This window comes from Paraburkholderia fynbosensis (genome assembly GCF_902859935.1).
In the GTDB taxonomy this organism is placed as follows: Bacteria; Pseudomonadota; Gammaproteobacteria; order Burkholderiales; family Burkholderiaceae; genus Paraburkholderia; species Paraburkholderia fynbosensis.
Window position 1 is genome coordinate 253253 of the sequence record NZ_CADIKI010000008.1, and the last position, 23481, is coordinate 276733.

At 65.0% G+C, this 23481-nt stretch carries 23 protein-coding genes and 1 tRNA gene; 9 read left to right on the forward strand and 15 right to left on the reverse strand.

Annotation, left to right across the window (positions count from 1 at the left end; translation table 11 throughout):
• Positions 1–20: 20 nt before the first annotated feature.
• On the forward strand, positions 21–293 hold the full coding sequence (locus tag HV770_RS15860) for an oxidative damage protection protein (protein ID WP_007181244.1): 273 nt from the start codon (positions 21–23) through the stop codon (positions 291–293).
• A 128-nt stretch (positions 294–421) separates the two neighbouring features.
• On the opposite strand, the gene HV770_RS15865 is transcribed toward HV770_RS15860, so the two are convergent.
• A complete protein-coding gene (locus tag HV770_RS15865; RefSeq protein WP_175160995.1) occupies positions 422–907 on the reverse strand; it encodes a hypothetical protein in 486 nt (161 codons plus the stop codon).
• A 207-nt stretch (positions 908–1114) separates the two neighbouring features.
• On the opposite strand from HV770_RS15865, the gene proP reads away from it, so the two are divergent.
• Positions 1115–2617, forward strand: coding sequence for a glycine betaine/L-proline transporter ProP (gene proP, locus HV770_RS15870; protein WP_238812373.1), 1503 nt, complete (start codon positions 1115–1117; stop codon positions 2615–2617).
• A gap of 105 nt (positions 2618–2722) precedes the next feature.
• On the opposite strand, the gene HV770_RS15875 is transcribed toward proP, so the two are convergent.
• The 8 genes from HV770_RS15875 to HV770_RS15910 form a co-directional block, all read right to left on the reverse strand.
• Entirely contained in the window at positions 2723–3211 is a 489-nt protein-coding gene (locus HV770_RS15875) for a metallophosphoesterase family protein (protein WP_175160997.1), read from the reverse strand.
• Positions 3212–3236: 25 nt separating this feature from the next.
• Positions 3237–4046, reverse strand: coding sequence for a hypothetical protein (locus HV770_RS15880; RefSeq protein WP_175161124.1), 810 nt, complete (start codon positions 4044–4046; stop codon positions 3237–3239).
• Positions 4047–4049: 3 nt separating this feature from the next.
• Complete coding sequence (locus HV770_RS15885) at positions 4050–4625, reverse strand: TMEM175 family protein (RefSeq protein ID WP_175160999.1); 576 nt, start codon at positions 4623–4625, stop codon at positions 4050–4052.
• 233 nt (positions 4626–4858) lie between these two features.
• Complete coding sequence (locus tag HV770_RS15890) at positions 4859–5230, reverse strand: cupin domain-containing protein (RefSeq protein WP_175161001.1); 372 nt, start codon at positions 5228–5230, stop codon at positions 4859–4861.
• Positions 5231–5247: 17 nt separating this feature from the next.
• The gene (locus HV770_RS15895) at positions 5248–6648 is read right to left on the reverse strand and encodes an FAD-containing oxidoreductase (RefSeq protein ID WP_175161003.1); all 1401 of its coding nucleotides are present in this window, start codon (positions 6646–6648) and stop codon (positions 5248–5250) included.
• Positions 6649–6795: 147 nt separating this feature from the next.
• Complete coding sequence (locus HV770_RS15900; protein WP_115105230.1) at positions 6796–6984, reverse strand: hypothetical protein; 189 nt, start codon at positions 6982–6984, stop codon at positions 6796–6798.
• A gap of 355 nt (positions 6985–7339) precedes the next feature.
• Positions 7340–9646 carry a putative bifunctional diguanylate cyclase/phosphodiesterase gene (locus HV770_RS15905; protein WP_175161004.1) on the reverse strand — a complete coding sequence of 769 codons (2307 nt, stop codon included), beginning with the start codon at positions 9644–9646 and terminating at the stop codon, positions 7340–7342.
• 308 nt (positions 9647–9954) lie between these two features.
• Positions 9955–10776, reverse strand: coding sequence for an SH3 domain-containing protein (locus HV770_RS15910; protein ID WP_175161006.1), 822 nt, complete (start codon positions 10774–10776; stop codon positions 9955–9957).
• A gap of 344 nt (positions 10777–11120) precedes the next feature.
• Here HV770_RS15910 and HV770_RS15915 point away from each other — a divergent pair, with 344 nt between their 5' ends.
• Positions 11121–11693 carry a lysozyme inhibitor LprI family protein gene (locus HV770_RS15915; protein WP_175161126.1) on the forward strand — a complete coding sequence of 191 codons (573 nt, stop codon included), beginning with the start codon at positions 11121–11123 and terminating at the stop codon, positions 11691–11693.
• Between the two features lie 153 nt (positions 11694–11846).
• Here the strand turns inward: HV770_RS15915 and HV770_RS15920 are convergent, their stop codons facing one another.
• Both HV770_RS15920 and HV770_RS15925 read right to left on the reverse strand, forming a co-directional pair.
• Positions 11847–12389 (reverse strand): nucleoside deaminase, encoded by a 543-nt coding sequence (locus tag HV770_RS15920; RefSeq protein WP_175161008.1) that lies wholly within the window; start codon positions 12387–12389, stop codon positions 11847–11849.
• Between the two features lie 43 nt (positions 12390–12432).
• The gene (locus HV770_RS15925) at positions 12433–13587 is read right to left on the reverse strand and encodes a BMP family ABC transporter substrate-binding protein (protein ID WP_175161010.1); all 1155 of its coding nucleotides are present in this window, start codon (positions 13585–13587) and stop codon (positions 12433–12435) included.
• 276 nt (positions 13588–13863) lie between these two features.
• Between HV770_RS15925 and HV770_RS15930 the strand changes: the two genes are divergently transcribed.
• Positions 13864–14613 (forward strand): SDR family oxidoreductase, encoded by a 750-nt coding sequence (locus tag HV770_RS15930; RefSeq protein WP_175161012.1) that lies wholly within the window; start codon positions 13864–13866, stop codon positions 14611–14613.
• A gap of 237 nt (positions 14614–14850) precedes the next feature.
• Here HV770_RS15930 and HV770_RS15935 read toward each other — a convergent pair whose 3' ends face one another.
• Together HV770_RS15935 and HV770_RS15940 are read right to left on the reverse strand one after the other, a co-directional pair.
• On the reverse strand, positions 14851–15165 hold the full coding sequence (locus tag HV770_RS15935) for a helix-turn-helix transcriptional regulator (RefSeq protein WP_175161014.1): 315 nt from the start codon (positions 15163–15165) through the stop codon (positions 14851–14853).
• Positions 15166–15181: 16 nt separating this feature from the next.
• On the reverse strand, positions 15182–16615 hold the full coding sequence (locus HV770_RS15940; RefSeq protein ID WP_175161016.1) for an aminotransferase-like domain-containing protein: 1434 nt from the start codon (positions 16613–16615) through the stop codon (positions 15182–15184).
• 177 nt (positions 16616–16792) lie between these two features.
• Here HV770_RS15940 and HV770_RS15945 point away from each other — a divergent pair, with 177 nt between their 5' ends.
• A complete protein-coding gene (locus tag HV770_RS15945) occupies positions 16793–19123 on the forward strand; it encodes an FdhF/YdeP family oxidoreductase (protein WP_175161017.1) in 2331 nt (776 codons plus the stop codon).
• Positions 19124–19130: 7 nt separating this feature from the next.
• Here the strand turns inward: HV770_RS15945 and HV770_RS15950 are convergent, their stop codons facing one another.
• Positions 19131–19634: a M48 metallopeptidase family protein gene (locus tag HV770_RS15950; protein ID WP_175161019.1), complete on the reverse strand. Its 504-nt coding sequence runs from the start codon at positions 19632–19634 to the stop codon at positions 19131–19133.
• Positions 19635–19744: 110 nt separating this feature from the next.
• Here HV770_RS15950 and HV770_RS15955 point away from each other — a divergent pair, with 110 nt between their 5' ends.
• On the forward strand, positions 19745–19993 hold the full coding sequence (locus HV770_RS15955; RefSeq protein ID WP_175161021.1) for a hypothetical protein: 249 nt from the start codon (positions 19745–19747) through the stop codon (positions 19991–19993).
• 87 nt (positions 19994–20080) lie between these two features.
• Here the strand turns inward: HV770_RS15955 and HV770_RS15960 are convergent.
• A tRNA-Leu gene (locus tag HV770_RS15960) sits at positions 20081–20165 on the reverse strand.
• A 183-nt stretch (positions 20166–20348) separates the two neighbouring features.
• Here HV770_RS15960 and HV770_RS15965 point away from each other — a divergent pair.
• From HV770_RS15965 to HV770_RS15975, 3 genes are all read left to right on the forward strand, one after another.
• Positions 20349–21419 (forward strand): LacI family DNA-binding transcriptional regulator, encoded by a 1071-nt coding sequence (locus HV770_RS15965; RefSeq protein WP_175161023.1) that lies wholly within the window; start codon positions 20349–20351, stop codon positions 21417–21419.
• A gap of 230 nt (positions 21420–21649) precedes the next feature.
• Positions 21650–22642, forward strand: coding sequence for an ABC transporter substrate-binding protein (locus tag HV770_RS15970; RefSeq protein WP_425497431.1), 993 nt, complete (start codon positions 21650–21652; stop codon positions 22640–22642).
• Positions 22639–23463 carry an ABC transporter permease gene (locus tag HV770_RS15975; protein ID WP_175161027.1) on the forward strand — a complete coding sequence of 275 codons (825 nt, stop codon included), beginning with the start codon at positions 22639–22641 and terminating at the stop codon, positions 23461–23463. The genes HV770_RS15970 and HV770_RS15975 overlap by 4 nt, the downstream gene beginning before the upstream one ends.
• The last annotated feature ends 18 nt before the right edge of the window (positions 23464–23481 follow it).

Consider the following 23481-nt stretch of genomic DNA (forward strand, 5'->3'; position numbering starts at 1 on the left):
GATTACAGGAGAAGCACAGCATGACTCGTATGGTTCAATGCGCCAAGCTCGGCAAGGAAGCCGAAGGCCTCGATTTCCCGCCGCTGCCCGGCGAACTCGGCAAGCGGATCTACGAAAGCATTTCGAAGGAAGCCTGGCAAGCGTGGTTGAAGCAGCAGACCATGCTGATCAACGAAAACCGCCTGAACATGGCCGATCCGCGCGCACGCCAATATCTGATGAAGCAGACAGAAAAGTTCTTCTTCGGCGAAGGCGCGGATACCGCGCAGGGTTACGTGCCGCCGTCGGCTTAAGACGCTGTGGTAGCGGCGTCGGCCGCATGCATTGATGAAAAAATCCGCGCCGCGAGCGCGGATTTTTTTCGCCCTTTGTGGCGGCTTGCGGGGCTCCGCTTGCTGCCTTTGGCGACGCTTCGCGAACTTCACGGCTTCATTGCAGCGTGCTGCCACTTCTTTGGGGCAGGATTCGCGCCGTGGTCGCCTGCCGCCGTGACACTTCCGGCCGCCCATTTTTCGCGTGGACGCCAACCGGAAAATGATCCAAACGGTTCATTTCCTGCCGTTTTCAGGGTGTGCTCACGAAACACCCGCATCCGCTGCAATCGCCCGCCCGCCAAGGGATCGAGCGCCCCCGCCAAGCACCCTTCGGCCAGCAGGTTTGCGCGATCGTCCGGCATCGTGCTATCATGTGCATCGTTCCAACTGCAATTCACCTTCATTAACGTTTCGTTTTCATTGTGGCGCGCTGCGCGTTCCATACTGGGTCGAACAGTTTTTATACAAGAAGGCTCGTCGGTCGTTTCTCCGTCTCGGCTCTTTCCATGAGCGGCGAATAAAGCAACCGGCCTTTTTCGTTTCAAGCGTTCCAGCGGCGCGCGGGCCAGCTTCCAGCCACCCGGCGTCCTCATGCACCTGCCCCCCTTCCACGGCCACGCAGGCGCAACAGTCAGCACAATCTAGACGAGTGTTTTTTCGCGACATGTCTCGCGAGGCACGGGCGTTCTGTTTTTCTTTTGCGCCCTCTACTGCGTTGCCGGTCACGGCGGCGCAGCAGTCATCGCCTTGCTCGCGAAACGACACTTCCCAGCAACCGTGGCGGAACGTTCATGCGCATCATGAGTTTCGTCGCAGTCATTGGAGTTTTTACCTTGACGGCTTCCAGCAACGGCTTCTGGCGACATCACAAAGAAGAACAACGCCTCTCTCTCGACGACATCACCGTCGTCGACAAATCCCTCCTCAAGCGAGCCGTCGGCGCGATGGCGCTCGGCAACGCAATGGAATGGTTCGATTTCGGCGTGTACAGCTACATCGCTGTCACGCTCGGCAAAGTGTTCTTCCCGTCAGCAAGTCCGGCTGCGCAGCTGATCGCCACGTTCGGCACGTTCGCCGCCGCGTTCCTCGTGCGGCCGGTCGGCGGCATGGTGTTCGGCCCGCTGGGCGACCGCATCGGCCGTCAGCGCGTGCTGGCGATGACCATGATCATGATGGCGCTCGGCACCTTCGCGATCGGCCTGATCCCGAGCTACGCGACGATCGGCATTTTCGCGCCGGTGCTGCTGTTGGTCGCGCGTCTGGTGCAAGGCTTCTCGACCGGCGGCGAGTACGGCGGCGCCGCGACCTTCATCGCCGAATTCTCGACCGACAAGCGCCGCGGCTTCATGGGCAGTTTCCTCGAGTTCGGCACGCTGATCGGCTACGTGCTCGGCGCGGGCACGGTGGCCGTGCTGAGCGCGACGCTGTCGAACGACGCGCTGCTGTCGTGGGGTTGGCGTGTGCCGTTCCTGATCGCCGGCCCGCTGGGCCTGGTCGGTCTGTACATCCGGATGAAGCTCGAAGAAACGCCCGCGTTCAAGAAGCAGGCCGAAGAACGCGAAGCCGAAGACAAGGCGCTGCCGAAGCAATCGTTGCGGCAACTGCTCGCGCAGCAATGGCAGCCGCTGCTGCTGTGCGTCGGCCTCGTGCTGATCTTCAACGTCACCGACTACATGGCGCTGTCGTATCTGCCGAGCTATCTGTCGGCCACGCTGCACTTCAACGAAACGCACGGCCTGTTCCTCGTGCTGCTCGTGATGATCCTGATGATGCCGATGACGCTCGCCGCCGGCCGTCTGTCCGACACGATCGGCCGCAAGCCGGTGATGCTGTTCGGTTGCGTGGGGCTGTTCGCGCTGTCGGTGCCCGCGCTGCTGCTGATCCGCATGGGCACGGTGCTGCCGGTGTTCGGCGGGCTGATGATTCTCGGCGTGCTGCTGTCGTGCTTTACCGGTGTGATGCCGTCGGCGCTGCCGGCGCTGTTCCCGACGAAGATCCGCTACGGTGCGCTCGCGATCGGCTTCAATATTTCGGTGTCGCTGTTCGGCGGTACGACGCCGCTCGTGACGGCCTGGCTGGTCGACCATACCGGTAATCTGATGATGCCCGCGTACTACCTGATGGGTGCGTCGCTGATCGGCATCGTGTCGGTGCTCGCGCTGCGGGAAACCGCGCGCAAGCCGCTGCTCGGTTCGGGCCCGTGCGTGGCCACGCGTGCCGAAGCGCATGCGGTGCTGCGCGGCGAGCGTGAAGCCGAGGAGATGGACGAACGTTACGCGGCGGCCGCGACGGCGCGTGCGTGAGTGTGGGTGCGCAGGAGCACTGCGTTGAGCGTGTCGCCTTGAACGCGCCACCTTGAGTGCGAGTCTCTCGGAAACGGGCCAGCGAATTTTTGCCGGCCCGTTTTTTTATGTCAGCAGCGAATCGAACGACGCACTCGCGTGCGCGCCCTCAATAGTCAAGATGCCCGCGCAAATCGGCAGCTTGAAACGCCGCGGTCCCGCGCTGCCGGGATTGACGAACAGCACGCCGTCGCGCTCGCTGATCGACGGCTTGTGCGAATGGCCGCTCACCACCACGCCGACGCCTTCGCGGCGCGGATCGGCGCCCAGATCGGCAATATCGTGGACGACGCGGATCGTCACCTGCTGCACGCTCAGCGTCGCATGCGTGGGTAGCGAAGCAGCCCAATCGCCGGTGTCGTTGTTGCCGCGCACCGCCGTGACCGGCGCGATCTGCCTGAGCGCATCGAGCACCGCCTGATTGCAGATATCGCCCGCATGAATGATGGCGTCGCAGCCCGCGAGATGGCGCAGCGCTTCGGGACGCATGAGGTTATGCGTGTCGGAGATGAGCCCGATGCGAGTGGCCGGGGAATGTGAGCTGCGCGAAGTCATGCCGTCAAGTATCGGCCAAACGGCCTCACTCCGTCTGCTGACCGGCGAGCTCGCGCGAGACCGCTGCAGCTTGCGCAGGCCGCCGCGCGCCGAGCATGCGCCGCGTCGCGCCCTGCACGGCAATGGAGGCCAGCGCCGCGCAGGCGAAGCTCCACCACACACCGTATCGCGGCAGCAGGATGGCGGTCACCGCGAAGAACGCCGCGAACGAGCCGCGTCCGATCACCATGCCGCGCGTCAGCAAGGCGACGAAGTCCGCGCCGTGCGCACGTTGCGCGGCCACCGCGAGCACGATGGCGAGCAGCGGAAACACCGACAGCACCCCGCTCCACTTCGCCCCCATCGACGCGGACAAGCTCGTCACCGCGACCGTGAGCAGCGCGCCGGCGAGCATGCGCACGACGAGATCGGCGAGCCCGAGGCGCGCCGCCGGCACCGGGCCCGTCACGCGCGGCAAGCCGCTTTGCGACACCACCACCGCGACGCAGCCCACCGCAAGCGCCCCCACGAGCGAGCCGGGCAACTGCACCAGCAGTAGGGCGACGCCCAGCCATCCCGCCATGCCGGCGGTCAGCGCGAGCGGCCACGCAAAGCGCCGGCAGGTCCACGCATAAGCAAGATTGAACGCTTCCGATGCGGCAATCGCCGCAATCGACGCCGCCGACGCCTGCGCCGCGAACGATGGCCCGCGCTCCAACGCGAGCAGCAGCACGATCGGCCCGGCGACGACCGGCAGCCCCGCGAGCCACCCCGCCACCGACGGCCCCCAAACGCGCCCCGCCACCGTCAGCGCGGCGAGAAAAGCCGGCACCAGCAGGAGCTTGAGTGTCAGCAGCAATTACGCCCCCAGCACATGTTCGATGCGTTGATCCGGGATCAGCCACCATGCCGCAACGAGCGTGTAGAGTGCAGCCGATCCCCACGGCAGGACGAACGCGAGCCCGATGCCGAGCAGGTAAAGCACGACCGACACCTTGCCCTTGAAGTCGCTGCCGACCGCCTTGGAGATGGTCGAGTCCTTGCCGTGTTCGCGGATCAGCACGCGCGTCAGAATGAAATACGCGATCGCCGACATGAACAGCACGACGCCGTACATCGCGGTCGGCCAGGCGGCCAGATGGTTTTCACCGAGCCAATGCGTGACGGCCGGCAGCAGCGACAGCCAGAACAGCAGATGAAGATTGGCCCACAACACTGTGCCGTTGACCTTCTGCACGGCATGGAACATGTGGTGATGATTGTTCCAGTAGATGCCGACGTAGATGAAGCTCAGCACGTACGCGCAGAACACCGGGACCACCGGCCGCAGCGAGGCGAGATCGAAACCCTCCGGCACCTTCAGTTCGAGCACCATGATCGTGATGATGATGGCGATCACGCCATCGCTGAAGGCCTCGACTCGTCCCTTGCCCATCGGTGGATTTCCCTGATGAAGATTGTGGTTGGACGCACCGCTCGCCCGCATCCCGCAGACGACCCGCGCCGCCGCCGATTATCCGCGATGCCGTGATGCTTTGTCGATGCGCGCGCCCGACGAGTGTGAACGCCTGCGGTGCGTGCGCGCGTGTGCTGCCTGCTGCGCCGACAGCCCAAGGGAAACGGCGCGATGCTGTGGCGCGAGTCCGTGCCCAGGCGACCCGCGCCCGCTCAACTCGACGCACCATCCGTTACATCGGGGCAATACACGGCGAGCCACACGCTCGGCTCCGTGTCGCTCGTCCATGCGACCCGGTGCCGGCGATGTGCTTCGATCAGCACGTGATCGCCGCGCTTCATCGGATGCGGCTCGGCGCTGCCTTCGAATTCCAGCGTCGCCGCGCCGCTCAGCAGCACGACCCATTCGGCGCGCGGGCTGTCGTACCAGAAGCCGGGCGGGCTCGCCTGCCCCGTCGACACGATCCGCTCGATCGACACGCCCGCCTGCTCGACGAGCGCGTCGACCTGCTCTTCGGAGTTCGCATCGGCGCCGACCAGCGTTCCGACATCGAACAGATTGCCCGTGAGCAGCGCGCGTTTCATCGTTCGTGCCCGGCCCGTCATGCCATCGGCTTGAGCCCGTCGAGCAGGGTCGGCACCAACTCGCTGATCGTCGGATGGATGTGCATCGCATACTGCAAGGTCGGATACGGCGCCCCCGCCGTCATGATGTCGATGAACGTGTGAATCGCCTCGTCGCCTTCGACGCCGTGAATCGCCGCGCCGAGTATCTGCTTGCTCTGCGCGTCGGCCATCACCTTCATGAAGCCGTCGGTCTCGCCACGTTCACGCGCACGGCCCACGCGTGACATCGGCATGGTGGCGATCAGTGCGTCGCGGCCGCTCTTGCGCACCTCGCCCTCCGACAGCCCGACGCGCGCGAGCGGCGGATCGACGAACACCGCATAGGCCATGATCCGCGTATCGACGCTGCGCGCGCCGCCATCGAGCAGATTGGCCGCCACGATCTGGAAATCGTCATAGGACGTATGCGTGAACGCGCCGCGTCCGTTGACGTCGCCGATCGCCCACACGCCCGGTACGTTGGTGCGCAACTGGCCGTCGACGGGAATCGTGCCGTGTTTGTCCACCGCGATGCCTGCGTCGGCGAGACCGAGATCGTCGGTATTCGGCTCGCGGCCAGTGGCGAACAGCACGTGCGACGCCTCCAGTGCGGGAATGTTCTGCTCGAAGCCGATGCATACTTCATTCGCGCGATGCGGATGCGGCTCGACCCGCGACGGCTGCACGCCAAAGCGGAACTCGACGCCCTCGCGCGCGAGCACCTGGCGCACCGACTCGGCGAAGTCGGCATCCTCGCGGCTCAACACGCGCTCGCCGCGCACGAGCACGGTCACCTGGCTGCCGAAGCGTCGAAAGATCTGCGCGAATTCGAGCGCGATATAACTGCTGCCGACGATCACCAGATGGCTCGGCAATTCGGTCAGCTCAAGCAGGGTGGAGTTGGTGTAGTAGCGAATCCGCTCCAGACCTTCGAGCGGGGGCACGACGGCGCGCGTGCCGGTGTTGATGAATATCTCGTCGGCGCTGATTTCGTTCAGCACCAGGCCGCCCGGCCCGCTGATCGAGAGCGTATGCGCGCCGGTGAAGCGCGCGTGGCCGTTCAATACGGTGACGTTGTCCGTGCCGCGCAGCCATTTCTCGACGCCGTCGCGCGACTGGCCGATGATGCCGTCTTTACGTGCCTTGACCGCGGCGAGATCGACATTGACCGCGCCGCTCACCTGCACGCCAAGTTCAGCCGCATGGCGCGCGACATGCGCCGCACGGGCACTGGCCACATACGATTTGGTCGGCGTGCAGCCGACGTTCACACAGGTCCCGCCAAAGGCCGCTCGTTCGATCACCGCGGTTTGACGGCCGCTTTGAGCAAGCCGTACCGCGAGCGGCGAGCCGCCCTGTCCCGTACCGATCACGACTGCGTCGAAGTGCTGTGGCATGGCGACTCTCCCGAGGCTGGGTGCAGGTTCGTAGCATCTTACCCTCAGTACCTCGCGTCGCGCTGCGGTGTTGCCGATTGCCGCGGCGTTAGCTCGCGGTGGCTGCGTGATTGCCGTGAATCACCGAAACTTTTCTCCCGCTGCGGCTCAGGCGTGGCAATGCACCGCGCAGATCAATTCGCGGGAGCGTTGCAGTGCGGCCTGCGCGCCACGCGCCGCGACCACCCAGCCCACCTGACCGAGATTGAAGTCCTGCGACACCATCACCTGCATGAGGGCAACCATCGGCAGGACCACCGATGGCCGATAAAGCTGATTCCTGATCAAGGCCGGCATGACGACTCCCATCGCCCGGCGCCGCTTCGACGCCGAGCTCGATTTACGTTCCAATGGGAGAATTTTAGGGAGTACGCACGCGCGGATAAATACCGGGAACGCGAAGGCACTTGTTTGGCAATCTAAACAATCGAGCTGCGGCGGCGCGTCCTGAAACCGCTGGCGGCGCTGCCGCCTGCGTCCAGCGTCCAGCGTCCAGCGTCCAGCGTCCAGCGTGCGAAAGTATGCGTGTGCACCTGAGCGCGCGGGGCCGGGCGTTTCGGCTGCACCGGAATTGGCATATGCATATGCCAATTCGTGTCTCTGTGCACTGAAGAACAGCGGCCCTCACCCGAGCGAGCGCCTCACCGCCCGCTCAAGACTCCCCGGCGAGACTCAACTGCGCGTCGCACAGGCGGCGCGCGTACGCACTCGCGCCGACCGGACGGCTGTACAGATACCCCTGCTGCTTGTCGCAATCGATCGCGCGCAGAAAGGCCGCCTGCTCGACGGTCTCCACGCCTTCCGCGGTCACGTTCATGCCGAGCGAATGCGCCATCGCCACCACCGCCTGCGTGATCGCGATCGAATCGCGATGATCGGGCAAGCCCGCGACGAACGAGCGGTCGATCTTCAGGTTGTGCAGCGGGAAGCGCTTCAAATATGACAGCGAGGAATAGCCGGTGCCGAAGTCGTCGACCGACATCCGCACGCCCATCGCGCTCAGCGCGCTCAGGATCGGCAGCACCGTTTCGCTGTCGCTCATCAGCAGCCGTTCGGTGATCTCGAGTTCGAGCGCCGCGGGTTCGAGCCCGGACTCCTCCAGACAGCCCGCGATGCGCTCGAGCAGCCCGTCGTTGAATTGCCGCGGCGACAGATTCACCGCGACGATCAGATCCGGCGCCAGCGTGCGCCGCCACTGCGCGACCTGCGCGCAGGCCCGCGCCAGCACCCAGCCGCCGATCTCGACGATCAACCCCGCGTCTTCGGCGACCGGAATGAATTCGCCCGGCGACACGTTGCCGAGTTCGGTGTTGTACCAGCGCAGCAGCGCTTCCGCGCCGATCGTGCGGCCATCCTGGCTATCGACGATCGGCTGGTACACGAGGCTCAGCTCGTCGGCGGCGAGTGCGCGCCGCAATGACTGCTCGATCGTGAAGCGCCGTTGCAGATGCCGGTTCAGCTCGGCGGTGAAGAACTGGAAGTTGTTGCGGCCGCGCTGCTTCGCGTGATACATCGCCGAGTCGGCGTTGCGCATCAGCGTGGCGACGTCCTGGCCGTCCTCGGGAAACAGGCTGATGCCGATCGACGCCCCCAGGTAGTACTCGTTGCCCGCCACCGCGAACGGCACCGCGATCATGTCGAGGATGCGGCGCGCGAGCCCGATCAGATGCCCGCTGTTCTCATACGCGCTGATCACGATCACGAACTCGTCGCCGCCCACGCGCGCGAGCGTGTCGCGACGTTCAACGCAGGCCGAGAGCCGCTCCGCGACGCTGCACAGCAACGCGTCGCCGGCCTCGTGACCGGCGGTGTCGTTGACCTTCTTGAAGCCGTCCAGATCGACGAATAACACGGCCACGCTCGCCAGTTCGCCGCCGGCCGCCACGCCCGGCTCGAACAGGTCACGCATCCGTTCGGTGAGATAGGCGCGGTTGTACAGACCGGTGAGCGAGTCGCGAGTCGCGAGGAACTTGAGCTGCTGTTGGGCTTCGCGCACGGGGCCGATGTCGGTGAACGAGATCAGCACCGAGCTGGGTTCGCTGTCGCCCGGCCGGATGATCGGCACGACGTTCTCGGTAATCCACACGACGTCGCCGCCGACGAGCTCCACGCCGATCGTGACGCCGAGGATCGGCTTGCCGGTCGCCAGTACCTGCGCGGTCGGACGGTCGGGCTCGCTGACGAGCGTGCCGTCCTCGTGATAGCTGCGCGTCATCACGCTCCGGATGCTGCGGCCGATGATCTGCGAGTTCGTCCGCAGCATGCGCTGCGCGCTCGGATTGCAGGCCAGCACCACACCCGCGCGCGATTGCACGACGATGCCTTCGCTCAGATGATCGACCACTAGCCGGTGATGCTCTTCGCTATGCGCAAGGCGCTGCGCCATCACGTCCTGATGCACCGCGAGGCCGACGCTGCTGCCGATGTCGCGCAGAATCGCCTCCTCTTCGGCGCTCGGCCGCCGCGAGAAGGGGTAATACACCGCGAACGCGCCGAGCACCGTGCCGGCGTCGTTCTCGAACGGCACGGACCAGCAGGCGCGCAAGCCGTGCGGCAGCGCGAGGTGCCGATAGTCCGCCCACAGCGGATCGGTTTCGATGTCTTCGACGATGACGAGACCCCGCTCGTACATCGCGGTACCGCAGGACCCGGCGCGCGGACCGATCGCGACGCCGTCGATCTGCGCGCTGAACTGCGGCGGCAACGACGGCGCGCCGCCGACTCTGGCGTGCACGCCGTCGGGGTCGAGCAGAAGGATCGAACAGGACGCACCTTCGCCAAGCAGCGCTTCCGCGCGGCGGCATACTTCATCGAGTAATTCCGGCAACGGCGTGTTGCGGGTGATCAGCCGCAACACGCTACGCTCCGACGCCAACACCTCTTCGGCCAGATCCGGCCGGTAGTGGGTGCCCTCTGGCGCTGCTCCCATCGTGCCACCTGATGTCGCTTCGCTAGTCATTTATGCGCCCCCCAACCCAACATCGGCAATCTAGTGTACGCGGCACACCGGGGTTTACGCGAAGCCGGTGCGGAATATTCTTCATGCATGGCGGGGCGCACGGGGGATGAGTTGAAGGCAGCGACAGATAGGGACGGCGCAGAGGCACGCGGTTGCGCGATTCCAGGCTGATGAAGTGCATACGCGTATGCCGCTGATTTTGTTGGCGTCAAGGTCGTCGTAGCCGGTGTGGACTTTGGGCGGGGAGGCCGCCCAGGCCGCGCCGACGTATCGAGGCCTGGGCGGCGGGCTTCGGCGCTTCAGCCTCCTCACCCGTTCCCGCCGCCGGACGGACGGCCTCCGCCGCCCTGTGAGGGGCCGCCATGGGGATGAGTGCCGCCGCCGTGCGATTCGCCACCTGAGGGGCGACCACCTGTGCCGCCTTGCTGACCACCCGGCGGCCGGCTACCTGGGTTCCCCGGTTGCTGACCACCCGGTGGCCGACCGCCCGCATGCCCCAGTTGCTGACCGTCCGGTGGCCGACCGCCCGCATGCCCTGGCTGCTGAGCGCCCGGTGGCCGACCGCCTGCATTCCCCGGTTGTTGACCGCCCGGTGGCCGACCGCCTGCATTCCCCGGTTGCTGACCACCCGGTGGCCGACCGCCCGCATGCCCCGGTTGCTGACCGCCCGGTGGCCGGCCGCCCGCATGTCCCGGCGGGCGTCCCGCCCCGGGTCGCGGCGGCGGCGCATGATGCGCCCAGCGCGACTGCTGGTTGTACCAGGGCCGGCCGCGATAATAGTTGCCCCAGTAATCGCCGATCGAAAAACCGAGGATCGGCAGGCCGAGCACGGTGCCATAGTTCATCAGCGGCACGTTGCCACCCTGGTATGGCGAACTGAGCAGCGACGCAAACACCCAGCCGCGCAGATTCGGCGCCGCGACATCGCACCATTGGTAATTGGCGATACAGCCCATCACCGTCACCGGTACGCCGGGCGGCAACTGCGCGACGATCGGGTAATCGCCAGCAGGGCCCGCGCGCACGTTGACGCTGCTCGCCGTGAAGGCTTGCGACTGCGCGTCGGCCACGACGGGCAGCGCCAACAGGCCGGCTGCTACATAAAGACATCGAACCAGGTGCTGTTTCATTCCTTCTCCCGTTCAAAGGCCGCTTTCGACTTGCCGGCCAACGTGTGTGCTTATGAGCGCCCGAGATTCCCCGACGCAACGCAGTTCACATCGCGGCGCTATGCGTCTGCCAATCGCGCATTTGCACAACGCACGCCTGAACGCGTTCGGCCGACGTGCCGCGCGACACATCCGTCCGCTCTGCGTCACGCATGCGAAGCAAGATCTGGTAACGACCTGCCCGAAGTCATGCGTTTTTCGGGCATCTGGGTTCGGGTCGCCTGGCCGATCATCCGTTGCATGAGAAATCCACGCAACGCCAGGAACGCCATGAAAGTTTTCGTCCGCTTCTGATCGCCAGTCTGATGCTCGCGCATCTGCCCGCTCATGCCACCAGCTTCGACTGTCGCAGGGGACACTCGCTCACCGAACGCATGATCTGCAACGATCCCGCGCTCTCGAAGCTCGACGACACGCTGGGGCAACTGTACTGGAAAGCGCGCCGGCGAGTCGTCGACCGTCGCGCGTTTCTCGACGACAGCGACAGTAAGTGGGCATGGCGCGAAGCGAATTGTCGCGACGCGGCGTGTCTGGGGACGTGGTACGCGACGCGTATCGAGGAGTTGCAGCGGCTGATCGACAGCATGCGAATCGGGACGCCGTTTGCGCCGTCGAGCGCGGTGGCTGTTGCAACGGGGCCGGGTGCGCCGGATGCAGCCCGTGTTCAGCGCAAACCGTCGATGACGACGGCTCAGGCAGCGGCGAGAACGCTGCTTCAATGCACGGCGGCGAACCCCGGCCCAGTGGTGAACGAGCAGTGTTCCACCGTGATCAGAGAGACCGGCAATCCGTGGAAATACACGGTGCACGGCAGCGACTGGTTCTGCGGGGTCGCGATGGTGGGCTCATCGCAAATGCAGGCGAGCGCCTCGCAGTAGCGCGGCGTGCTTCATAAACAGACGACAAACCCGCAAGTCAACGAGCACCACGGGCACGCGCATGCATGCGTATGCCCGTGGTGCTCCGTGAAGTCTTCCTCCACGGCTCGTGCCGACAAACACTCCCGGCAGCCGCAAACAGAAAAACCTTAGCTACCGTCCGCTCCAGAACCGCCGCTGCACCTCCATCACCTCGGCTTCGACCTCGGCGACCGGCCCGATCACCTCCACCCGCTTCTGGCAATGATCGAACACATAGCGGCAATCGACGCTCATCGTCGGGTTCTCCGCGTGATCGCCGGTGGCCTCCAGCAGACGCTTCTCGGTCATGCCGAACACGACCCGCCCGATGTTGGCCCAGTACATCGTGCCGGCGCACATGCAGCAAGGCTCGACCGACGTGTACAGCGTGCAGCTCCACAGATACTCCGGCGTGAAGTTCAACGCCGCCACGCGTGCCAGCACCGATTCGGCGTGGTTCACCGTATCGACGTTTCCCTGCTCCATCAGCACGGTTTCCTGGTCCGGCCCGACCAGCACCGCGCCGAACGGATGATGGCCCAGCAGCGTCGCGCGCTCGGCGATCCGGCTCGAATGCCGCAGATGCCGCACGATCTGCTCGTGCGTCGGTGTCAATCCTTGTGGCGGCGTGTTCGCCGCTTGCGCGGCGGCCTCATTCGAAACGCTCAGACTCAACGACGCTCTCCCTCGACAATAGTTAGTCAGCCGAACTAATCGCTTATTTCGGCAACGTACCGTCCACGCCCTGCACGAACCAGTTCAGGCGCAGCAGTTCCGCGTCGCTCAAGGACTTGCCGGCGGCGACCTTCACCGCGCCGGACTGGTCCACGATCGGCCCGGCAAACGGATTGAATTTGCCCGAGATGATGTCGTCGCGCTTCTGGCTCAGCGCCTTTTGCGCAACCGGCGACACAGCGCTGGTGTTGATGTCCGCGAGATCGATCGCGTTCTCTTTCAGCCCCCACCACACCGGCGCGTTGGTCCACGTATTCGACATCACCTGCTCGACCAGATGCGTGTAATACACGCCCCAGTTGCTTACGCACGCGCCGAGTTGCGCATTCGGCCCGAACTTCTTCATGTCGGAATCCCAGCCGAACGCATGTACCTTCTTCTGCTCGGCGGTCTGCATCGTCGCGGTCGAATCGGTGTTCTGGATCAGCACGTCGGCGCCCTGGCCGATCAGCGTTTCGGCGGCCTGCTTTTCGCGGCCCGGATCGAACCAGCTATTGATCCACACCACCTTCACGCGCGCGTTCGGGTTGACCGAGCGCGCGCCCATCGTGAACGCGTTGATGTTGCGAACCACTTCCGGCACCGGCACCGAGCCGACAAAGCCCAACGTGTTCGACCTGGTCGTATAGCCCGCGACGAGACCCGCCAGATACGCGCTCTGGTAAGTGCGCACGTCATAGGTCGCAAAGTTGCCCGCTTTCTTGAAACCCGTCGCGTGTTCGAACACGGTGTCCGGAAAGTCCTTCGCGACTTTCAGCTCGAAATCCTGGAAACCGAAGCTCGACCCCACCACGATCTTGTTGCCCTTCGCTGCGAGATCGCGAAACACGCGCTCCGAGTCCGCCGACTCCGGCACGTTCTCGACTCGCGTCACCTTGATCTTGTCGCCGAACTTCGCCTCGACCTCTTTCACGCCCTGCTCGTGCGCATAGGTCCAGCCGGCGTCGCCCGGATTGCCGAGATAGACGAACGCGATGCCGACCGGCTGCGTGGTCGCCGCAACCGCGGGCCCGGCGCCGAGCGCGAGGACCGCCGCGGCAGTGACCCCCACGCAGGCGCTGCATGCGGTGTGCAGCACGGAACGGACGGCATTGATGCGCAATGAATGGGTCAGCGCTCGCGCCAGCTTTGTTTTCATAGATTCTCCGAAGATGGTTGACCGTGCCTGCCACGGTGCCGGACTGTCCGGGCAAGGCCTCAGCATACGGGGCCATATTCGAAGGCCAATTTCAGCGGAAAAATTTTTATCCGTTATCCCGCCCATAAGGAAACCCGTATTGTGGGGTCCGGCGCAGCGTCGGGCAGACATATTCGATATCTTCGAACGAGTGCATCACGAAAATGGTACGGCACGCCTCCTGGTCAGGCGCAATATCCCTCTCACCAACCCGCAACACTCTTTCGGAGAAACAAAATGACTCGCTTCCAAGGTAGCTCGGTTCTCGTCACCGGCGGCAGCAGCGGCATCGGCTTCGCGGCCGCCCGGGCCTTTGCGGATGAAGGCGCGCGTGTCGTCATCACCGGCCGTGACGCCGACGCGCTCGACACCGCTCGCACCCAGCTCGGCGCCAATGCGCTCGCGGTGCGCAACGACGCCGGCTCGATCGCCTCGGCCCGCGAACTCGCCGCCGCGATCGACGCCGCGGGCATCCGGCTCGACGCCGTGTTCGTGAACGCGGGCACCGCGAAGTTCGCGCCCTTCCACGAGGTCGACGAAGGCTTCTGGGACGCCACTTTCAACACCAACGTCAAAGGCGCGTATTTTCAGATCCAGGCCTTGCTGCCGCTCCTGAACAAGGGCGCGTCGATCGTGATCAATGGATCGATCAATGCGCATATCGGCATGCCGGCATCGTCGGTGTACGCGGCGAGCAAGGCGGCGCTGATCTCGCTCGCGAAGACGCTGTCGGCGGAATTGCTGCCGCAAGGCGTGCGCGTGAACGTCGTAAGCCCTGGCCCCGTGCAAACGCCGCTCTACGGCAAGCTCGGCCTCGACGCCGCTGCGCTCGAAGCCACCGCCGCGCAAATCCTCGCCCAGGTGCCGGTCGGCCGCTTCGGCAAGCCGGAGGAAATCGCCTCGACCGTGCTGCATCTCGCCGCGCCGGAATCGGCGTTCATCGTCGGCACGGAAATCATCGTCGATGGCGGCATGAGCCAGCTTTAAGGACAGCCAGGACAGCGTCACGGCCGCGCTCGCGGTGCCGCGCGGCCAGGCCGTGTCAAGCACGCGGCGCCCGTCATCGCGGCGGTTCACGTCGCCCTCGAGCCGGTTCGTGCGTCGGCGTGCGCTGCGCGACGGCTAACTGAATCCCCTCTGCTCCCGACGGCCGCCCATGCCCCGTCATCCCGCGCCCGCTTCACGTTCCTCACGTGCCTCACGTGCCTCGCTTCACCGCACACATCAGTGAAGTTTCGGCGGCGGCTCATCCGCCTCCTGGACATCCGGCGCCTCGTCCTCGCCGCCGAACAATTGCGCGCACACACCCTCGCCCAGTTCGCTCAAACGCGCCGTGCCGGTGCCCTCCTCGTCGAAGGTGGTGTCCACCAGACCGCCGTCGGCGAGCGCCGTCAACTGGCGCCGCAAGCCGCTCATCGGCACGCCCGCCTGCTTCGACAGCTTCGCGAGCGACCACGCGCCGCCCGGCGTTTCCCGATGCGCCCGCCACAGTTGCGCGAGCACGGCGGCCAGCACCGGATCGATTTCATCGTCGTCCATTCGTGTCTCCTCCTTGTTACGTCATCCGTCTGGCGAGTTCACCCAGCGTCTTCAACGCCGCTTCGGTCTGCGCCGTCCACGGATAGCTGTAGTTGAGCCGGATGAAATGGCGAAAATCGTTGCGCGTCGAAAACATCATCCCGGGTCCGACCGTGATGCTGCGCGCAAGCGCCGCCTGATAGAGCCGCATCGAATCGACCCTGCCGGGCAATTCCACCCACAGCACGTAGCCGCCTTGCGGCGCCGACATGCGCGTGCCGACCGGGAAAAAGCGCTGCACCAGCGCCGTCATGATGCTCGCCTGCTGCCGGTACACCTTGCGCACGTGACGCAGATGACGATCGTAGCCGTCCTGCCGCAAGTAATCCGCGACGGCGACCTGCGGCACCGAAGGCGTGGTCAGCGTATTGAGAAACTTCAGCTTCTCGAGCTGCGCGCGGTAGCGTCCCGGCAGCGCCCAGCCGATCCGGTACGACGCCGTCAAACTCTTCGAGAACGACGCGCAGTGCAGTACCAATCCCTTCGTGTCGTAGGTCTTCAGCGTCGACGGCCGCGCGTCGCCGAAATACAGCTCCTGGTAGACGTCGTTCTCGATCGCGGGAATCTCGTGCGCGGCGAGCAGCTCGACCAGTTGCCGCTTGCGCGCGTCGGGCATCTGGAAGCCGAGCGGATTCTGGAAGTTCGGCATCACCATGCAGGCGGCGATCTTCTGCCGCGCGATCACCTGCGCGAGCGCCTCGATGTCGATGCCGTGCTGCGGATGCGTCGCCACTTCGATGGCGCGCATGCCCAAGCGCTCGATCGCGTGCAGCATCGCGTAGTAAGTCGGCGATTCGACGGCCACGGTGTCGCCCGGTTTGGCGACCGCCTGCAGGCTCAGGTTGATCGCTTCGGTCGCGCCCAGCGTGATGACGATCTCGCCGGGATCGACCGGCATGCCGTTTTCGGCGTAGCGCCGCGCGATCTGCCGGATCAGCTCGGGGTTGCCGGGCGGCAGGTCGTCGATCAGATTCCAGCTCGCCTGACGGCGCGCGATCGCGTTCGCGTACTGGTTGATGCGCCGCCACGGGAACAGCGACGGATCGGGATACGGTGAACCGAACGGCACGGCGTCGTGCGCGCGGATGCTGCGCAGCGTCGACAGCACGAGCCGGCTCACGTCCACCTCCGCGGCCACCGGCGCGGCTTGCGGGGCGCGGTTGCGGCCCGGCTGCGGCGCGGCGGGCGCGAGCGCGCGAGCGGCGGCGTCACGCACGAAATAGCCGGCCTGCGGCCGGCTCTCGACAATGCCCCGGCTTTCCAGCAACGCATACGCATGCAGCACCGTCTTGATGCTCACGCCGTGCTGCTGGCTCGCCTGGCGCACCGACAAAATCCGCTCGCCCGCCGCGAACACGCCGCGGCGCACGGCTTCGGTCATTTCCTCGGCGAGCTTTTCGTACAGTTTCAAGGGCTTGGGTCAAACGCAAACGTGGTGGAAGCGTCAGTCTATGACAGAAATCAGGCAACTGTATCCCTCTGCTTTTCGATTTTCTGTATGCAGCGCACGTTTTGGAACACAGTAGTCTTGCAGGTATCGGCTTAAAAGGCGCCGTCCACACGCGCCAGGCCTTATCCAGGCAAGATCATGAAGAAATCCGAAGCTAGCAGCGAAGCCCGTATCGAACCGTACAAGCACCCCGCCGCCGGCTGGGGCGCACTGAAGTACGTCGCCATCAACCTGATCAAGGAAAAGGTGACGGGCGGCAACTACCGCACGCTGCTCAAACAGAATCAGCCGGACGGCTTCGACTGCCCCGGCTGCGCGTGGCCGGATCGCGAGCACGCGTCCACCTTCGAGTTCTGCGAGAACGGCGTCAAGGCGGTGGCCGCCGAGGCGACCAGCAAGCGCGTGACGCCCGCCTTCTTCGCGCAGCACACGGTCGAAGAACTGATGGCGCAGTCGGACTTCGAACTCGAACAGCACGGCCGCCTGACCGACCCGCTCGTCTACGACGCGCTCTGCGACCGTTACGTGCCGATCGGTTGGGACGAAGCGTTCGATCTGATCGCGCGCCACCTGAAGCAACTCGACGATCCGGACCGCGCCGCGTTCTATACGTCGGGCCGCGCGAGCAACGAGGCCGCGTTTCTGTATCAGCTGTTCGTGCGCATGTATGGCACCAACAACTTCCCCGACTGCTCGAACATGTGCCACGAAGCGACCAGCCGCGGCTTGCCGCATACGGTCGGCATCGGCAAGGGCACGGTCACGCTCGACGACTTCGAACACGCCGACACGCTGCTGATCTTCGGCCAGAATCCGGCCACCAACCATCCGCGCATGCTCGGCGAACTGCGCGAGTGCGCGAAGCGCGGCGCGACCATCGTGTCGATCAATCCGCTGAAGGAGCGCGGCCTCGAGCGCTTCGCGAGCCCGCAGCATCCGGTGGAAATGCTGACCATGGGCAGCACGAAAATCAGCTCCGTGTTCATCCGCCCTAAAGTGGGCGGCGACTTCGCGCTGATCAAGGGCGTCGCCAAGCGCGTGATCGAACTCGACGACGAAGCGCTTGCCTGCGGTCTCGAACGCGTGCTGGATGTCGGCTTCATCGCCGAACACACGGTGGGCTTCGATGCGTTCGCCGATGATCTGCGCGCCGAGCGCTGGGACACCATCGTCGCTGAAGCGGGCGTGCCGTTCGACGACGTGCTGAAGCTCGCCGACATCTACGTGAAGGGACGCGCGGTGATTTCGACGTGGGGCATGGGCCTCACGCAGCACAAGAATTCGGTGCCGACGGTGCAACTGCTGTCGAACCTGATGATGATGCGCGGCAATATCGGCCGGCGCGGCGCGGGGCTGTGCCCGGTTCGCGGCCATTCGAACGTGCAGGGCGACCGCACGGTCGGTATCGAAGAGAAACCGACCCAGGCGTTTCTCGACCGGCTCGGCGAGGTCTACGATTTCGAGCCGCCGCGCGAGCACGGGCTCGACGTGGTCAACACGATCCAGGCGATGCTCGACGGCAAGGTGAAGGTGTTCATCGGTCTCGGCGGCAACTTCTCGATTGCGACGCCGGATACGCCGCGCACGTGGGAAGCCATGCGCTCGTGCGATCTGACCGTGCACATCACGACCAAGCTGAACCGCAGCCACCTCGTGCATGGCCGCGACGCGCTGATCCTGCCGACGCTCGGGCGCACCGAGATCGATCTGCAGAACGGTGTCGCGCAGGGCGTGAGCGTCGAGGATTCGATGAGCATGGTGCACATCTCGTATGGGATGAACAAGCCGGCGTCGGAGAATCTGCTGTCGGAGATCGCGATCGTCGCACGGATGGCGCATGCGACGCTCGGCAGCGGCAAGGTGGACTGGCTCGCGCAGGCGGCGGATTACGCGCTGATTCGCGACGGCATCGCGAAGGTGATCGAGGGCTTCCACGATTACAACGAGCGCCTGAAGAACCCGGGCGGTTTTCACCTGGGCGTGGCGTCGCGCGAGCGGATCTGGAAGACGCCCAGCGGCAAGGCGCAGTTCCTCGTGCATGCGATCGACGTCGCGACGCCGATTCATCAGGCGCGCAAGGAGCATGGCGAGAAGCTGATGACGCTGATGACCACGCGTTCGCACGATCAGTACAACACGACGATTTACGGCCTCGATGACCGCTATCGCGGCGTCTATGGACAACGGCGCGTGCTGTTCGCGAACAAGGACGATCTGGCGATGCTCGGTTTCGTCGCGGGACAGCGGGTGGATATCACGAGCGTGTGGGCCGATGGCATCGAGCGGCATGCCGACGGTTTTCTGCTCGTGGAGTACGACATTCCGCGCGGGTGCCTCGGCGCTTATTACCCGGAGACGAATCCGCTCGTGCCGCTGTCGTCGGTGGCCGATGGCGCGGGCACGCCGACTTCGAAGTCGATTCCCGTGTTGCTGAAGGCCTCGGCGGCGCTCGAGGCAGTGGCGGCCTGAAGGGCCGTCAGCCCTGCTTTTTAGCCAGATCGCGATGCGTCAGGTAAAGACGCAAATCGAATTCGATCTGATGGTAGCCGGGTTGCATGAACTCGCAGAGACGATAGAACGCCTTGTTGTGATCGCTCTCCTTCAGATGAGCGAGTTCGTGCACCACGATCATCTTCAGAAACTCCGGCGCCGCGCCTTTGAATAGCGACGCAATGCGGATTTCCTTCTTCGCCTTCAGCTTGCCGCCCTGCACGCGCGAAATGCTCGTGTGCAGGCCCAACGCGTGGCGGACCACGTCGAGTTTGCTGTCGTAAGTGACCTTGTCGATCTGCTCGGCACTGCGCAGGTGTTCGCGTTTGAGCTCAGCGCAGTAGGCGTACAGCGCGCGGTCGGTTTGCACGTCGTGCGTGTTCGGGTAGCGCGTGCTGAGATAGATGCCCAGTTGCTCGTCGGCGATAAGCTTTCTCACCTTCTCTTGCAAAGGCGCCGGGTAGCCGCTCAGGCATTTCAGGTGGGACATGGTGGTGTGCATGTGTTCGCGCGTCGGTTCATCGGCGGCCGAGGGAGCGTAACACGACCGGCTGCGCCGGGCGCCGCGACGTCGGGATTGGGCTTGAAGAAGCCTCGATCATGCAGATCCCCTTGTCGGCCGCACCGGATGATTTGATCCGGTTCGATCTTGAACCCCATATCGGACTCGATATTCGCTTAACGCGCAAACAGGTCGTCGTCAGCGCAGTTCGACCGTATCGGCGAAACGAACTCCGAGGGCAGCAACCGCCGACGGGCTTTGATGGCAGCTTCGATGGCAGACGTCAACTGCGTGTGGGTGAAGTTCACGACGACGGCGCAGGCGCTGGGAAAAGCGTTGAACGCTAGAGTCGCGGCGACTCGATAGGGTCTTACAGAGCAGGCCTGATTTCGCGGCGCAGGATCAGAAAAGCCAAAATTCCGCCCAATTATCATTGGTGCCGGGGACGGGACTTGAACCCGTAAGCCGTTAAGCGGCGGATTTTAAGTCCGCTATGTTTACCAATTTCATCACCCCGGCAGGGGCTGCAAGCGCGCGTGGACGCGAATTCTACCATTGCCCGGCGGGCGCACCAACCGGCGCCTCGTGCTGCAGACACCCGCTGCCATTCCCCCTCGCCTCACCCGAAACCGGAGTCATCCGGCAGTCACAATCGTTCCCGATAATCCGCTCACGAAAACGTTTACAGCCAGAGCGGAAACCATGATCCCGACGATCAAAGATGTCGCCGCCCACGCGGGCTTCTCCATCGCCACGGTCTCGCGCGCGATCAACGCGCCGCACACCGTGAACCCGATCACGCTCGACAAGGTGCGTCAATCGATCGACGCGCTGAACTTCCGCCCCAGCCCGCTCGGCCGGCAGCTGCGCGGCGAGCGCACCCGGCTGATCGGCGTGATCCTGCCGACGCTCGCCAATCCGGTGTTCGCCGAGTGCCTGCAAGGCATCGACGAGCTCGCGTCGGCGCAAGGCTACCGGCTCATGCTGATGACGACCCAGTACGACGCGGACCGCGAACGCCACGCCATCGAAACGCTGCGCGAACAGCGCGTCGAAGGACTGATTCTGACCGTCACCGACGCCGACACGCATCCGCTGCTCGACGAACTCGACCGCGCCGGCCTGCTCTACGTGCTGATGCACAACGACACGGTGCGGCGGCCGTCGGTATCGGTCGACAACCGCCTCGCCGCCTACGATGGCGTGCGCTCGCTGATCGCACACGGCCATCGCCGCATCCTGATGCTGGCGGGCACGCTGGCCGCGTCGGACCGCGCGCGTCAACGCCATCTCGGCTACGCGCAGGCCATGCAGCAAGCCGGTCTCACGCCCGCGCCGGCGCTCGAAGTCGATTTCAACGCGGAAGAACTGGCGCCGTCCGTGCTCGCGCATCTGACGAGCGGGCAGAGTCGCCCGACCGCCCTCTTCTGCAGCAACGACCTGCTCGCGATGGTCGTGATGCGCGGGCTGCGTCGCGCGCGTCTGCGAATTCCACAGGACATGTCGATTCTCGGTTTCGACGGCCTCGCGATGGGCGAGCTGCTGTCGCCGCCGCTCGCGAGCATCTGCGCGCCGAATCGCGAGATCGGCTGTGCGGCCTGGCGGCGCCTGCTCGCGCGCGTCACCGGCGATGACGACGCATCCGGCAGCCCATCGCCCGCATTGACCTTGCCGCACAGCTTGCGCGAAGGCGCGACCATCGCGGCGATTTCGAATCGCACGGACAGTACGTCACCGCGTGCTTCGGCGGCGACCGCACAGCCATTGGCCTGAGCCGTTGCATAAGCCGCGCCGGGGCCGCGTGAGTGGCGCCGCGAGCCGCAGGCATCGCACCCACGCCTCACCTACGCGGCTTCGCAACAAGCCGGAAGCCCCAACACCCGTTTGATCGACCCAACCTCAAACCACCCGCTCTCGTCCTCTCCAGGAGACCCGCAGTGATCCGCTCACCCTCACGCCTCGCTTCGTCGCTCAACCCGCTGTGGCGCCGTCTCGCGCACCTCATGATCGCCACCGGCGCGGCGCTCGCCGCCGTCGCCCCGCAAGCGGCCCATGCCGACGAAACCGCGATCTGCTACAACTGCCCGCCGGAATGGGCCGACTGGGCGAGCCAGATCAAGGCGATCCAGCAAAAGACCGGCATCCGGGTGCCGTTCGACAACAAGAACTCCGGCCAGTCGATCGCGCAACTGATGGCGGAGCAGAAAAGCCCGGTCGCCGACGTGGTGTACCTCGGCGTATCGTCGGCGTTCCAGGCGAAGGACAAGGGCGTGATCCAGCCGTACAAACCGGCGCACTGGAACGATATCCCCGCCAACCTGAAAGACCCGCAAGGCTACTGGTTCACGATCCACTCGGGCACGCTGGGCTTTTTCGTCAACAAGGACGCGCTCGAAGGCAAGCCGGTGCCGCGCTCGTGGGCTGATCTGCTGAAGCCGGAATACAAAGGCATGATCGGCTACCTCGATCCGTCGAGCGCGTTCGTCGGCTATGCGGGCGCAGTCGCGGTGAACCAGGCGCTCGGCGGCACGCTCGATAACTTCGAGCCGGGCCTCGACTGGTTCCGCAAGCTGAAGGCCAACGCGCCGATCGTGCCGAAGCAGACCGCGTACGCGCGCGTGATGTCCGGTGAAATCCCGATCCTGCTCGACTATGATTTCGACGCCTATCGCGCGAAATACAAAGATCATGCGAACGTCGAGTTTGTGATTCCGAAAGAAGGCACGATCTCGGTGCCTTACGTGATGAGCCTCGTGAAAGGCGCGCCGCACGACGCCAACGGTCGCAAGGTGCTCGACTTCGTGCTTTCGGACGAAGGCCAGAAACTGTGGGCCGACGCCTATCTGCGCCCGGTCCGTGCAAACGCGATGAGCCCGGAAAGCGCCGCGAAATTCCTGCCCGCGAGCGACTACGCCCGCGCCAAAGCGGTCGACTTCGGCAAGATGGCCGAGAAGCAGGCGAGCTTCGGCGAACGTTATCTGCAGGTGATGCATTGAACGACATCACGTTCCCGCTGCGCTGGCGCATCGCGTTGATCGCGCCGGCGCTGGCGGTATTCCTCGCGTTCTGGCTGCTGCCGATGGCCGCGCTTGCGCAGTTGAGCGGCGACGGCCACGCGTTCGCCACCTATCGCGCGATGCTGACGAATCCGCGCTACATGTCGAGCCTCGGCGCGACCGTCGTGCTGTCGGCGGCGGTCACGGCGGCGACGCTGGTGTTATCGGTGATCGCCGGGCTGCTGCTCGCGCGCCGCGAGTTCGCGTTCAAGCGCACGCTGCTCGCGCTTCTGACGTTCCCGCTCGCGTTTCCCGGCGTGGTGGTCGGCTTCATGGTCATCATGCTGGCGGGACGCCAGGGGCTGATCGGCGCGCTGTCGCTGAAACTCACCGGCGAGCGCTGGGTGTTCGCGTATTCGATGAGCGGCCTCTTTCTCGGCTACCTGTACTTCTCGATTCCGCGCGTGATCGTCACGGTGATGGCCTCGGCGACGAGGCTCGACGCCTCGCTCGAAGAAGCGGCGCGCTCGCTCGGCGCATCGCCCTGGCGCATCACGCGCGACATCGTGCTGCCGGCACTGTCGCCGGGACTGGTCGCGGCGGGCGCCGTGTGCTTCGCCACCGCGATGGGCGCGTTCGGCACGGCCTTCACGCTCGCCACCGACATCGACGTGCTGCCGATGACCATCTACACCGAGTTCACCCTCAACGCGAACATGGTGACGGCCGCGGGTCTGTCCATCGTGCTCGGCATCGTCACGTGGGCCGTGCTGGCGTTCGCGCGCAGCGTGAGCGGCGCGGCGGTGGCGGCGAGCGCATGAGTAGCATGTCCCGACCCG